Source organism: Streptomyces sp. NPDC002809 (assembly GCF_040295435.1).
In the GTDB taxonomy this organism is placed as follows: Bacteria; Actinomycetota; Actinomycetes; order Streptomycetales; family Streptomycetaceae; genus Streptomyces.
Window position 1 is genome coordinate 15,487 of sequence record NZ_JBEOVJ010000103.1, and the last position, 11,706, is coordinate 27,192.

The 11,706-nt window shown below is 70.2% G+C and carries 12 protein-coding genes; 8 read left to right on the forward strand and 4 right to left on the reverse strand.

The window, feature by feature from the left end; all coding sequences use genetic code 11:
• Positions 1 to 146: 146 nt before the first annotated feature.
• Both ABT025_RS35300 and ABT025_RS35305 read left to right on the forward strand, forming a co-directional pair.
• Positions 147 to 737, forward strand: coding sequence for an N-acetylmuramoyl-L-alanine amidase (locus ABT025_RS35300; RefSeq protein ID WP_351002756.1), 591 nt, complete (start codon positions 147 to 149; stop codon positions 735 to 737).
• Positions 738 to 799: 62 nt separating this feature from the next.
• Entirely contained in the window at positions 800 to 1,744 is a 945-nt protein-coding gene (locus ABT025_RS35305) for a 1-aminocyclopropane-1-carboxylate deaminase/D-cysteine desulfhydrase (protein ID WP_351002757.1), read from the forward strand.
• Here the strand turns inward: ABT025_RS35305 and ABT025_RS35310 are convergent.
• A complete protein-coding gene (locus ABT025_RS35310) occupies positions 1,723 to 3,321 on the reverse strand; it encodes a Na+/H+ antiporter (protein WP_351002758.1) in 1,599 nt (532 codons plus the stop codon). The two genes, ABT025_RS35305 and ABT025_RS35310, sit on opposite strands and share 22 nt — an antisense overlap.
• A gap of 35 nt (positions 3,322 to 3,356) precedes the next feature.
• Between ABT025_RS35310 and ABT025_RS35315 the strand changes: the two genes are divergently transcribed.
• The 3 genes from ABT025_RS35315 to ABT025_RS35325 all read left to right on the forward strand — a co-directional run bounded on the left by ABT025_RS35315 (position 3,357) and on the right by ABT025_RS35325 (position 5,239).
• Positions 3,357 to 3,617, forward strand: coding sequence for a UBP-type zinc finger domain-containing protein (locus ABT025_RS35315; protein ID WP_351002759.1), 261 nt, complete (start codon positions 3,357 to 3,359; stop codon positions 3,615 to 3,617).
• A 231-nt stretch (positions 3,618 to 3,848) separates the two neighbouring features.
• Positions 3,849 to 4,262, forward strand: coding sequence for an ATP-binding protein (locus tag ABT025_RS35320; protein WP_275537014.1), 414 nt, complete (start codon positions 3,849 to 3,851; stop codon positions 4,260 to 4,262).
• On the forward strand, positions 4,259 to 5,239 hold the full coding sequence (locus ABT025_RS35325) for an RNA polymerase sigma factor SigF (protein WP_502972101.1): 981 nt from the start codon (positions 4,259 to 4,261) through the stop codon (positions 5,237 to 5,239). Before ABT025_RS35320 ends, ABT025_RS35325 begins: the two co-directional genes overlap by 4 nt.
• 77 nt (positions 5,240 to 5,316) lie before the next feature.
• Here ABT025_RS35325 and ABT025_RS35330 read toward each other — a convergent pair whose 3' ends face one another.
• Positions 5,317 to 5,709 (reverse strand): hypothetical protein, encoded by a 393-nt coding sequence (locus ABT025_RS35330; RefSeq protein WP_351002765.1) that lies wholly within the window; start codon positions 5,707 to 5,709, stop codon positions 5,317 to 5,319.
• A gap of 244 nt (positions 5,710 to 5,953) precedes the next feature.
• Between ABT025_RS35330 and ABT025_RS35335 the strand changes: the two genes are divergently transcribed.
• Both ABT025_RS35335 and ABT025_RS35340 read left to right on the forward strand, forming a co-directional pair.
• The gene (locus ABT025_RS35335; RefSeq protein WP_351002760.1) at positions 5,954 to 6,922 is read left to right on the forward strand and encodes a diacylglycerol/lipid kinase family protein; all 969 of its coding nucleotides are present in this window, start codon (positions 5,954 to 5,956) and stop codon (positions 6,920 to 6,922) included.
• A 318-nt stretch (positions 6,923 to 7,240) separates the two neighbouring features.
• Entirely contained in the window at positions 7,241 to 7,498 is a 258-nt protein-coding gene (locus ABT025_RS35340; protein ID WP_003953983.1) for a WhiB family transcriptional regulator, read from the forward strand.
• A 159-nt stretch (positions 7,499 to 7,657) separates the two neighbouring features.
• Here ABT025_RS35340 and ABT025_RS35345 read toward each other — a convergent pair whose 3' ends face one another.
• Both ABT025_RS35345 and ABT025_RS35350 read right to left on the reverse strand, forming a co-directional pair.
• Positions 7,658 to 9,124, reverse strand: a complete 1,467-nt coding sequence (locus ABT025_RS35345) for a sensor histidine kinase (RefSeq protein WP_351002766.1) — start codon at positions 9,122 to 9,124, stop codon at positions 7,658 to 7,660.
• Between the two features lie 363 nt (positions 9,125 to 9,487).
• Entirely contained in the window at positions 9,488 to 10,558 is a 1,071-nt protein-coding gene (locus tag ABT025_RS35350) for an SIS domain-containing protein (protein WP_351002761.1), read from the reverse strand.
• A gap of 218 nt (positions 10,559 to 10,776) precedes the next feature.
• Between ABT025_RS35350 and nagB the strand changes: the two genes are divergently transcribed.
• The gene (gene nagB / locus ABT025_RS35355) at positions 10,777 to 11,562 is read left to right on the forward strand and encodes a glucosamine-6-phosphate deaminase (protein WP_351002762.1); all 786 of its coding nucleotides are present in this window, start codon (positions 10,777 to 10,779) and stop codon (positions 11,560 to 11,562) included.
• The last annotated feature ends 144 nt before the right edge of the window (positions 11,563 to 11,706 follow it).

An 11,706-nucleotide genomic window follows, 5' to 3' on the forward strand; every position in this document is an offset into this window, starting at 1 on the left:
CCGCACAGAGCTCGCGGAATTGACCGGATCGGCTCGCACAGTGCCCGAACAGGGCCCCGGAATCCCCTCGTAACTGGTCCGGGGCCCCGTCCGTCGGGTACAAGCGCTGTACGGACACACTCCCCCCACGCACGAAGGAGTCGGTCATGTCCTCACCCATGTCCGCGAGCATCTTCCTCGACGCCCTCAAGGACGAAGGGCTCACCGTCGTCCAGGTCGGCGACTGGCGCACGCACAACCGCAACCACAAGGGCCCCTGGGGACCGGTCAACGGCGTGATGATCCATCACACGGCCACCAGTGGCACCGCCGCGACCGTCCGGGTCTGCCGTGACGGACACGCCGCACTGCCGGGGCCGCTGTGCCACGGCGTCATCGCCAAGGACGGCCGGGTCCACCTGGTCGGCTACGGACGGACCAACCACGCCGGGCTCGGCGACGACGACGTGCTGCGTGCCGTCATCGCCGAGAAGCGCCTGCCGTCGGACAACGAGGCCAACACCGACGGGAACCGGCACTTCTACGGCTTCGAGTGCGAGAACCTCGGCAATGGCAAGGATCCCTGGCCCGACGTCCAGCTCGAAGCGATCGAGAAGGCGGCGGCCGCGATCTGCCGGCACCACCACTGGACGTCCCGGTCGGTCATCGGCCACCGCGAGTGGCAGCCGGGCAAGGTCGACCCCCGGGGCTTCTCGATGACCGCCATGCGGGCACGGATCCACGACCGCCTCAAGTAGCCCGGGGCCGACTCCGGCCGGGGTCCGCTCCGGCCGGAGTCGGCCCCGGCCACAATGGAGACATGCCCACCACGCCCCCCGACGCGCCGGTTCCCGGACAGGACCCGGGACTCTCCCGTCTGCGGCCGGTGCTCCCCTCGCCCCTGCAGCCGGCCGAGGACGAGCGCTTCGCACGTCATGGCGTGACGCTGCTCCTCAAGCGTGACGACCTGATCCATCCGGACCTGCCGGGCAACAAGTGGCGCAAGCTCGCCCCGAACCTCCGCGCCGCCGCCGGCCGTCCCGTGCTGACCTTCGGCGGCGCGTACTCCAACCACCTGCGGGCCACGGCCGCCGCGGGCCGGCTGCTGGGCTTCCGCACCGTCGGCGTCGTCCGGGGCGACGAACTCGCCCACCGCCCGCTCAACCCCTCGCTCGCCCGGTGCGCGGCCGACGGCATGCGGCTGCACTTCGTGGACCGGCAGACGTACCGCGCCAAAGCCGATCCACAGGTCCTGACCGGCCTGCTGAGCGCCTACGGGGAGTGCGAGGTCGTCCCGGAGGGCGGCAGCAACGCTCTGGCCGCACAGGGCTGCACAGAGCTCGGGCGCGAGCTGCGCGGAGCAGCCGACGTGGCGGCGGTGGCCTGCGGCACCGGAGGCACCCTCGCCGGACTCGCCGCAGGACTGGCACCGGGGCAGCGCGCCCTCGGCGTCCCGGTCCTGCGCGGCGGCTTCCTCGGGGACGCGGTACGCGACCTCCAGCAGGAGGCGTTCGGCGGCCCGGCCGGGGCGTGGTCCCTGGACGACCGCTTCCACTTCGGCGGATACGCCCGCACCACACCCGCGCTGCATGCCTTCGCCGACGACTTCGAGGACCGCCACGGGCTGCCGGTCGAGCGGCTCTATGTGGCCAAGCTCCTGTACGCGCTGACCGTGCTGGCCGGGGAGGGCGCGTTCCCCGCCGGAACCGCCGTCGCGGCCGTGATCACGGGGCGCCCGGACGATCAGTCCGCGTCCTCCCGGTAGGCCGCGGCCTCCTCCAGGTCGAGACGCCTGAGCAGGGTCCGCATCATCTCGTCGTCGATGCTGCGCTCGTCCCTGAGCCGTACGAAGACCTCGCGTTCGGCCTCGATCATCTCGCCGGCCAGACGCCGGTAGGTGTCGTCCGCCGACTCCCCCGTCACGGGATTGGGCGCACCGAGCCGTTCCCAGACGGCGTTGCGGCGGCGCTCCAGGACGGTGCGCAGCCGGTCGGTGAGCGGCTGGGGCAGGGAATTGCGCTGATCTGCGAGCAGTTCCTCCAGGCGCGCCTCGGCGGCCGTGGAAGCCGAGCTCTGCGCCTGTGCCTCGGCGAGCGTCTCGGCCTGCCGGTCGCGGCCCGGAAGCTTCAGGACCTTCACCATGACCGGCAGGGTGAGCCCCTGGACGACCAGGGTGCCGATGACCGTGGTGAACGTCAGGAACAGCACCAGGTTGCGCGCCGGGAACGCCTCGCCGTCGCTCGTGACCAGCGGGATGGAGAAGGCGATGGCGAGCGAGACGACCCCGCGCATCCCGGCCCAGCCGACGATCAGCGGCGAGGTCCAGTCGGTCTCGGGTTCCCGTTCACGGATCCGTTTCGACAGCAGGCGTGGCACGTAGGTCGCCGGATAGACCCAGATGAACCGGACCACGACGACCGCCAGGAACACCGCCACCGCGTACCAGAGGGCCTCGGCCACGGCGTATGCGCCGAGCCCCTTCAGTACGAAGGGCAGCTGGAGGCCGATCAGGGCGAAGACGGCGGACTCCAGGATGAACGCGACCATCTTCCAGACGGCGGCCTCCTGGAGCCTGGTGGCGAAGTCGACCTGCCAGGAGCGGTGGCCCAGATAGAGCGCGACGACGACCACGGCGAGCACTCCGGAGGCGTGCACGCGTTCGGCGGCGGCGTACGCGACGAACGGGATCAGGAGCGACAGGGTGTTCTGGAGCAGCGGCTCCGTGAGGTGCGTACGGAGCCAGTGCAGCGGGACCATGAGCACCAGGCCGACGCCGACCCCGCCGACCGAGGCCAGCAGGAACTCGCCGATCCCGCCGCCCCAGCTCATGCCCTCGCCCACGGCCGCGGCGAGCGCCACCTTGTAGGCGGTGATCGCGGTGGCGTCGTTCACCAGGGACTCGCCCTGCAGGATCGTCGTGACCCGCGCGGGCAGGCCGACCCGGCGGGCGATGGCCGCGGCGGTGACGGCGTCCGGCGGGGCGATGACGGCGCCCAGCACCAGCGCGGCCGTGAGCGGCAGGTCGGGCACCAGCCGGTATGCCAGCCAGCCCACCGCGACGGTGGCGAACAGCACGTAGCCGACGGAGAGCAGGGCGACGGGGCGGATGTTGGCCCGCAGGTCCAGGTACGAGCTGTCCACGGCCGCCGTGTAGAGCAGCGGCGGCAGCAGGAGCGGCAGCACGATGTGCGCGTCCAGCGTGTACGTCGGCACGCCCGGCAGGTACGAACCGATCAGCCCGAGGGCCACCAGCAGCAGGGGGGCCGGCACCGGCGTCCGGCGGGCCAGACCGGCCGTCGCCGCACTCGCCGCCACCAGTGCCACCAGTGGCAATGCGTCCATCTCAACGTCCTCGCATCCGTCGTAACCTGGCCATCATGAGTGAGTGCCCGCATGTACCGGACCTGCCGCGCCCCGAGCCCGCAGCCCTCGCCGAGACCTGTCTCGAATGCCGCGTGGCGGGCACCCACCCCGTGCAACTGCGACTCTGCCTGATGTGCGGCCATGTCGGCTGCTGCGATTCGTCGCCCATGCAGCACGCCACGGGGCACTTCAAGGAGACCGGCCATCCGGTGATGCGGAGTTTCGAGGCCGGCGAGAGCTGGCGCTGGTGCTTCGAGGACGGTTCGATCGTCTGACGTCTGGGTACGTCAAACCGGCGCCTGTTGTTCGTAATTGACCGCCGCAGACCTCTAGCCACTGTGTGTGCTCATGGGCTTACCATGAGTGACGCCCATGGGATGAGGTCTCGGCGACACGGCATCATGGATCGCGATAGCGTCGCCGGACCAAGAACCGAAGACGTACCGCATGGCTCCGGGCGACCCTTCCCGGATCCTCGAAGAGTTTGTGCCACCTTGGAGGTGAGGGTGTCCCAGATCGCAGGCGAGCCCGGGAATCAGGACTTCGTAGAGGTCCGGCTGCCCGCTGCGGGTGCCTACCTGTCGGTGCTGCGTACGGCCACGGCCGGTCTCGCAGCGCGTTTGGACTTCACTCTCGACGAGATCGAGGATCTTCGCATCGCGGTCGACGAGGCCTGCGCGATCCTGCTCCAGCAGGCCGTGCCCGGTTCCGTCCTCAGCTGCGTGTTCCGGCTCGTCGACGATTCTCTCGAGGTGACGGTTTCGGCCCCGACGACGGACGGCCGGGCCCCGGAGCGCGACACGTTCGCCTGGACGGTGCTCTCCGCACTGGCCGGAAAGGTCGACTCCTCGGTCGCCGCTGACCGTACGGTCAGCATCAGCCTGTACAAACAGCGCGGCGCGGGACCCGGGCCGGCGTGAGCAACGGGAACGGGGACGGTCCTGTGCGGGACGAGACGATCCGACCAGGGGTGGTGCGCGCAGCAGGCATCCCGGAACAGCAGGCCCTGCCTCATCCGGTGGACGGGGCGGACCTGCCCCGTGCGGTGGACGGGGCGGACGGGCCCGCCGGCACTACGGTCGCGGTGGAGCAGTCGCAGGCGGAGCGGGCAGGCCAGATGAGCGAGCACAAACACCACGATCCACACGACCGCAGCGGAGCGCGGGCGCTCTTCATCGAGCTGGGCAAGCTCCCGGACGGGTCGCCCGAGAAGGCGGAGCTGCGCAACCGGCTGGTGCGGATGCACCTGCCGCTGGTGGAGCACCTGGCCCGACGCTTCCGCAACCGCGGCGAGCCGCTGGACGATCTGACCCAGGTCGCCACGATCGGTCTGATCAAGTCGGTGGACCGGTTCGACCCGGAGCGCGGCGTCGAGTTCTCGACGTACGCGACTCCGACGGTCGTCGGCGAGATCAAGCGGCACTTCCGCGACAAGGGCTGGGCGGTGCGCGTGCCGCGCCGGCTCCAGGAACTGCGGCTCTCGCTGACCACGGCGACCGCGGAGCTCTCCCAGCAGCACGGCCGCTCCCCCACGGTGCACGAACTGGCGGAGCGGCTCGGCATCTCCGAGGAAGAGGTCCTGGAGGGTCTGGAATCGGCCAACGCGTACAGCACGCTCTCGCTGGACGTGCCGGACACGGATGACGAGTCCCCCGCGGTCGCGGACACCCTCGGCTCCGAGGACGAGGCGCTGGAGGGTGTCGAGTACCGGGAGTCGCTCAAGCCGCTGCTGGAGGACCTGCCACCACGAGAGAAGCGGATCTTGCTGCTCCGCTTCTTCGGCAACATGACCCAGTCGCAGATCGCACAGGAGGTCGGCATCTCGCAGATGCACGTGTCGCGTCTGCTGGCCCGCACGCTCGCGCAGCTGCGCGAGCGGCTGCTCGTCGAGGAGTAGTCGGGCCGGGGGCGCACCGACGGCGTCGCCCCTGCGCCCGGGCCCACCGGACGGCTGCCGGGCCGCCCTGCGGCCCCTCAGGCGTCGGCGCTGTCCGCGTCGGGCGTCGCGCCCGGCCGGCGGATGCCGAGCGCCTCGATGGTCGCCGGCCGCGCCAGCTGGTAGAGCGCGGTCAGTGACGCCGCGGCGAGCACGATCCCGGCCGGGATCAGCACCCCGTGCGACCGCAGCAGCGTCCAGGCGACCGGGAGCGCGATGATCTGTGTGATGAGCGCAGGTCCACGGCTCCAGCTGCGCCGCCGGAGCAGTCCACGGGCGGCGAAGAGCGGGATCAGCCCCAGCGCGATCACCGTGAGACCGCCCATTTCGGCCTGCTGCGGGCTGTCGGGGCGGCCGAGCAGCCCCATGACCAGCATGTAGACACCGCCGATGACGAGGGCCGCACCTTCGAGGGCGTTGAGTCCGGCCACGAGCGTGAGCCTGGCCGGCTTCGGCGGCTCGGCCAGGGGCATCGACGAGGGCGCGTTCTGCTGAGTACTCACCCTTGCAGGTTGGCATCCCCGGCACGCGAAAGGGAAGCCGGGGTCGGAACACCGCCGGACCACCCCCGGACAGTGCGCGCGCCCCGCCGGACCGCACCCCATTCGTCACTCAGCGTGAAGGTGACCGGGCAGGACTTCAGGCCGATACCTCTCGGTAGGTAGTCTGGCGGTCATGCGCGCACTTCTTGTGGTCAATCCAGCCGCCACCACCACCAGTGCGCGGACCCGTGACGTGCTGATTCATGCACTGGCCAGCGAGATGAAGCTGGAGGCCGTGTCCACGGAGTACCGCGGACACGCCCGCGACCTGGGACGACGGGCCGCCGACAGCGACGACATCGACCTCGTTGTCGCGCTCGGTGGTGACGGCACGGTCAACGAGGTCGTGAACGGCCTGCTCCACAACGGCCCCGACATTGACAACCTGCCGAAACTCGCCGTGGTTCCCGGCGGCTCCACCAATGTCTTCGCGCGCGCCCTCGGCCTGCCGAACGACGCGGTGGAGGCGACCGGCGCCATCCTGGACGCACTGGCCAACCGCACGGAGCGCACCGTGGGCCTGGGCCTGGCGGCCGGTACGCCCGGCACGGAGGACGAATCGGTGCCGGAGCGCTGGTTCACCTTCTGCGCAGGCCTCGGATTCGACGCCGGAGTGATCGGCCGCGTCGAACAGCAGCGCGAACGCGGCAAGCGTTCGACCCATGCGCTGTACGTGCGCCAGGTGATGCGCCAGTTCCTGGAGGAGCCGCATCGGCGGCAGGGGACGATCACGCTCGAGGTACCCGGCCAGGACCCGGTCACCGACCTCGCGCTCTCCATAATCTGCAACACGGCCCCCTGGACCTACCTGGGGAACCGGCCGATGTACGCCTCTCCGAAGGCATCGTTCGACACCGCCCTGGACGTCCTGGGCCTGCAACGTCTGTCCACCGCGGCGGTCACCCGCTACGCCACCCAGCTGCTCACTTCGAGTCCCGAAAAGGGCCCGCGCGGCAAGCATGCTGTTTCACTGCATGACCTCACGGACTTCACCTTGCATTCAAAGGCTCCACTGCCCTTCCAGATGGACGGTGACCACCTGGGGCTGCGTACGAGTGTGACGTTCACAGGCGTACGCCGTGCACTGCGTGTGATTGTGTGAGCGGAAGGGACCAAAGTCCTTTAACTCGAACGTTTGGACTGGCTTCCACCCTCTAGAAGTACGGCTGTGACCTAGCCGACACCGAGGAATCAAAAAAAACTTTCCAGAAGGGGTTGTATCCGTCGCCGAGGTTTGCGAATCTCTACATGGCGATCGGGACGGCCCGCAACAACGGCCTCCACTGAGAGCCAGAACCCCTCCTCACTACACAGGACCACAACCAGTTCATCTGGGCGTCGGCCCGACATCTGCGGGGGGATTCGTGAAAGCGTTCACATTCACAAGCCACAGTACGTATACCAAGGAGAGGTAGCAGCCATGGACTGGCGTCACAACGCCGTTTGTCGTGAGGAAGACCCGGAGCTGTTCTTCCCCATCGGCAACACCGGTCCTGCGCTGCTGCAGATCGAGGAAGCCAAGGCCGTCTGCCGTCGCTGCCCCGTCATGGAGCAGTGCCTGCAGTGGGCGCTCGAGTCCGGCCAGGACTCCGGCGTCTGGGGTGGCCTCAGCGAGGACGAGCGCCGCGCAATGAAGCGCCGCGCCGCTCGCAACCGGGCGCGCAACGCAAGCGCCTGACCGACGCCACCCGCTACGAACCTCAGCCAGGCGGCGCGTACGGAGTGTACGCATCACCCCGCCCCCCGAGTCGCAGCGCGCAGTACCCCCGAAGCGCATGATTGACCAGAGAGCCCGGACCGTTCACCAACGGTCCGGGCTCTCTGCTGTGCGTACGTCCTACTTGTCGACGCGGACCGGGATGTCGAGGACGACCTGGGTGCCCCGCTCGGGCGCCGGCACCATGCCGAACGAGCCGCCCAGCTCGCCCGCCACCAGCGTCCGCACGATCTGGAGCCCCAGATTTCCGGCCCGCTGCGGGTCGAAACCCTCGGGCAGGCCGCAGCCGTCGTCCTGAACGGTGATCAGCAGCCGCCCCTCGGTGGGTGAACCGCCGCGCACCGCCGACACCTCGACCGTGCCGGACTCGGCCACGCCGAACGCGTGCTCCAGGGCGTTCTGCAGCACCTCGGTGAGGACCATCGCCAGCGGTGTGGCCACTTCGGCGTCGAGGATGCCGAAGCGTCCGGTGCGACGGCAGGTGACCTTGCCCGGTGAGATCTCGGCGACCATGGCGATGACCCGGTCGGCGATCTCGTCGAACTCCACCCGCTCGTCCAGATTCTGGGACAGCGTCTCATGGACGATGGCGATCGAACCGACGCGCCGCACCGCCTCGTTGAGCGCCTCGCGGCCCTGCGGGGAGTCCATCCTGCGGGCCTGCAGGCGCAACAGGGCGGCCACCGTCTGGAGGTTGTTCTTCACCCGGTGGTGGATCTCCCGGATGGTGGCGTCCTTGGTGATCAACTCACGCTCGCGGCGACGCAGTTCGGTGACGTCCCGCAGCAGCACCAGAGAGCCGATGCGGACCCCCTTGGGCTTGAGCGGGATCGCACGGAGCTGGATCACACCGCCCGCGCACTCGACCTCGAACTCACGGGGCGCGTAACCGCTGGCGAGTTTGACGAGTGCCTCGTCCACCGGGCCCCGGGAGGGCGCGAGTTCGGCGGTGATCCCGCCGAGGTGCTGTCCGACCAGGTCGGAGGCGAGCCCGAGGCGGTGGTAGGCGGAGAGGCCATTGGGGCTGGCGTACTGGACGACACCGTCGGCGTCGAGGCGGACGAGACCGTCGCCGACCCGCGGCGAGGCGTCCATGTCGACCTGCTGGCCGGGGAACGGGAAGGACCCGGCCGCGATCATCTGGGCCAGGTCGGAGGCCGACTGAAGGTAGGTGAGCTCCAGCCGGGACGGCGTGCGGACGGTGAGCAGGTTGGTGTTGCGTGCGATGACACCCAGAACCCGGCCCTCCCTGCGTACGGGGATCGACTCGACCCGTACGGGAACCTCCTCGCGCCACTCCGGGTCGCCCTCGCGCACGATCCGGCCCTCGTCCAGCGCCGCGTCCAGCAGCGGACGGCGGCCGCGCGGCACCAGATGGCCGACCATGTCGTCCTGGTAGGAGGTGGGGCCGGTGTTGGGACGCATCTGGGCGACGGACACATAGCGGGTACCGTCACGGGTGGGGACCCAGAGAACCAGGTCGGCGAAGGACAGGTCGGAGAGCAGCTGCCACTCCGAGACCAGCAGATGGAGCCACTCGAGGTCGGTGTCACTCAGGGCTGTGTGCTGGCGGACGAGGTCGTTCATGGAGGGCACGTGTGCGAGCGTACCCGTGGATGTGCACAGCTTCCGAACCGGACGGCCGGCCCGTACGTGCAGGAGGAAGGGCCGGAAATCGTCGCGCACCACGGATGGACACGACGAATGGTCTAGTCCACAATGCTGAAGACAGAGCCTCCGCTCTCCCCGCACAGGAGAGCGGAACGAGGTACCCGCGCTCTCTGCCCTGACTGCGCCGGTACCTCCCCCCGGCCGGGGGCACCGCACACCGCCGGCCGGACCGATCGCCCGTGAGGGCGGTCCTGCTCCGGGCTGCGGTGCTGGTCGGGCTGAGGGTCCCGGCCCGGCGCCGCGGCCCGCGGGTGTTTCCCGGGGCGGATCACGCGCCCCTCAGCGCGTCTCGGTGACCTTCGCGAGCGCGCGCGGCGCGTCCGGGTCCTGACCGCGGGCGATCGTCACCTCGTAGGCCAGCATCTGCAGCGGCAGGATCTCCAGGATCGGCTGGACCTCCTCCGCCACACCGGCCGTCGGCAGGACGAAGCCCGCGGAGGCCGCTTCCACCTGGGCCTTCGGGCCGACCACGAAGAGGTCGGCCCCCCGGCCGCGCAACCGGTCGAGCACCGGCTGGAGGGCCTTGCCGCCCCGGCCGTCGGTGACCACGGCGATCACCGGAGAGATGTTGTCGACCATGGCGAGCGGACCGTGCAGGAGATCGGCGCCGGAGTAGGACAGAGCGGGGATGTAGCTCGTCTCCATCAGCTTCAGGGCGGCTTCCTTGGCGGTCGGATAGCCGTAGCCGCGCGAGGTGATGACCATGCGCTCGGCGAAGCGGTAGCGGGACGCCAGGGCCTTGACCTCGTCCTTGCGCGCCAGGATCGCCTCGGCGAGCTCCGGCAGGATCGCGGCCGCCGCTCCGTCGCCGCCGCGCAGACCCTCCACGAAGAGGTACAGGGACAGCAGCGAGGCGGTGTACGTCTTGGTGGCCGGCAGGGCCTTCTCCGGCCCCGCCAGGATGTCGATGTGGTACTCGGAGACCGCGGCGAGCGGTGAGTCCGGGCTGTTGGTCACCGCCAGCGTGACCGCGCCGGCCTCCCGGGCCGCCCTCGTCGACGCCACCAGGTCGGGCGAGCCGCCGGACTGGCTCACGGTGATGACCAGTACGTCCTTCAGATCCGGCTTCGCGCCGTACGCGGTGGTCGTGGACATCGAAGCCAGGCCGCAGGGCATGCCGAGCGTGATCTCCAGCAGGTACTTCGCGTAGAGCGCGGCGTTGTCCGAGGTGCCGCGGGCTGTGAGCAGGACGAAGCGGGGCTTCCTGGCCGCGATCTCGGCGGCCACCGCCCGGATGGCGGGTGCCCCCCGGTCGAGGATGCGCCGGAGCATCTCGGGCTGCTCGGCCATCTCGCCGGACATGATCCGGCCGGGCTGTTCGCCCTTGCCGGCCGGGTACGTGGCGGACATGTCTGGTGCCTCCCGGGAGTGTCGCGATGCGTCGGTCAAGTCGAACACGGGGCACCGCGGGCCCGCCAGCGGACGGCTTCCCGGCGCGGCCTCAGCCGGGCATCCCGAAAGGTCTGCCCGACGGGCCCCGGGGGCCGTGTCCAGGGGCGCGAGGTCTGCTAGATTGTCCCTAGATTGGTCTATACCACATATCTTCACTCCAGATCGGCAGGCCCCGCGTGGAAGTTGTCATCGTCCCGGACGCCAAGGCAGGCGGCGAACTGATCGCGGGGGCCATCGGCGCCCTGCTGAGCCGCAAGCCCGACGCCCTTCTCGGCGTTGCCACCGGCTCGACCCCGCTGCCCATCTACCAGGCACTGGCGGACAGGGTCCGCTCCGGTGCCGTGGACGCGTCGCGCGCCCGCATCTGCCAGCTCGACGAGTACGTGGGGCTGCCGGCGGGCCACCCGGAGTCGTACCGCTCCGTGGTGCTGCGCGAGGTCGTCGAACCGCTCGGGCTCTCCGAGGCTTCGTTCATGGGCCCCGACGGCTCCGCCGAGGACGTCCAGGCCGCCTGCGAGGCGTACGACAAGGCGCTCGCCGAGGCCGGCGGCGTGGACCTCCAGCTGCTCGGCATCGGCACCGACGGACACATCGGCTTCAACGAGCCGTGCTCCTCGCTCGCCTCCCGTACCCGGATCAAGACGCTGACCGAGCAGACCCGGGTCGACAACGCGCGCTTCTTCGACAACGACATCGCGCAGGTGCCGCACCACGTCATCACCCAGGGCATCGGCACGATCCTGGAGTCACGCCACCCGATCCTGCTCGCGACGGGCGAGGGCAAGGCCGACGCCGTGGCGCAGACGGTCGAGGGCCCGATCGCCTCGATCGTGCCCGCGTCGGCACTGCAGCTGCACCCGCACGCGACGGTCGTGGTCGACGAGGCGGCTGCGTCCAAGCTGAAGCTGGCGGACTACTTCCGCGCCACGTATGCGGCGAAGCCGCTGTGGCAGGGTATTTAGCTCTTCCGGTACGCGAGAGGGCCGGGACACCGTGTGGTGTCCCGGCCCCCCAGGGGGGGGGGGGGGCCCCCGGGCGCCCGGGTGCGAAAACAACCGGCCGGGGCGGGGGGGGCGGCGCCACCCCCGGGGGGGGGGGGTTAATGG

What these genes read in the sequence shown, in the direction of transcription:
- ABT025_RS35300 (WP_351002756.1), top strand. Translation starts at nt 147, where the DNA reads ATGTCCTCACCCATGTCCGCGAGCATCTTCCTCGACGCCCTCAAGGAC.
- ABT025_RS35305 (WP_351002757.1), top strand. Translation starts at nt 800, where the DNA reads ATGCCCACCACGCCCCCCGACGCGCCGGTTCCCGGACAGGACCCGGGA.
- ABT025_RS35310 (WP_351002758.1), bottom strand. Translation starts at nt 3,321, where the DNA reads ATGGACGCATTGCCACTGGTGGCACTGGTGGCGGCGAGTGCGGCGACG.
- ABT025_RS35315 (WP_351002759.1), top strand. Translation starts at nt 3,357, where the DNA reads ATGAGTGAGTGCCCGCATGTACCGGACCTGCCGCGCCCCGAGCCCGCA.
- ABT025_RS35335 (WP_351002760.1), top strand. Translation starts at nt 5,954, where the DNA reads ATGCGCGCACTTCTTGTGGTCAATCCAGCCGCCACCACCACCAGTGCG.
- ABT025_RS35340 (WP_003953983.1), top strand. Translation starts at nt 7,241, where the DNA reads ATGGACTGGCGTCACAACGCCGTTTGTCGTGAGGAAGACCCGGAGCTG.
- ABT025_RS35345 (WP_351002766.1), bottom strand. Translation starts at nt 9,124, where the DNA reads ATGAACGACCTCGTCCGCCAGCACACAGCCCTGAGTGACACCGACCTC.
- ABT025_RS35350 (WP_351002761.1), bottom strand. Translation starts at nt 10,558, where the DNA reads ATGTCCGCCACGTACCCGGCCGGCAAGGGCGAACAGCCCGGCCGGATC.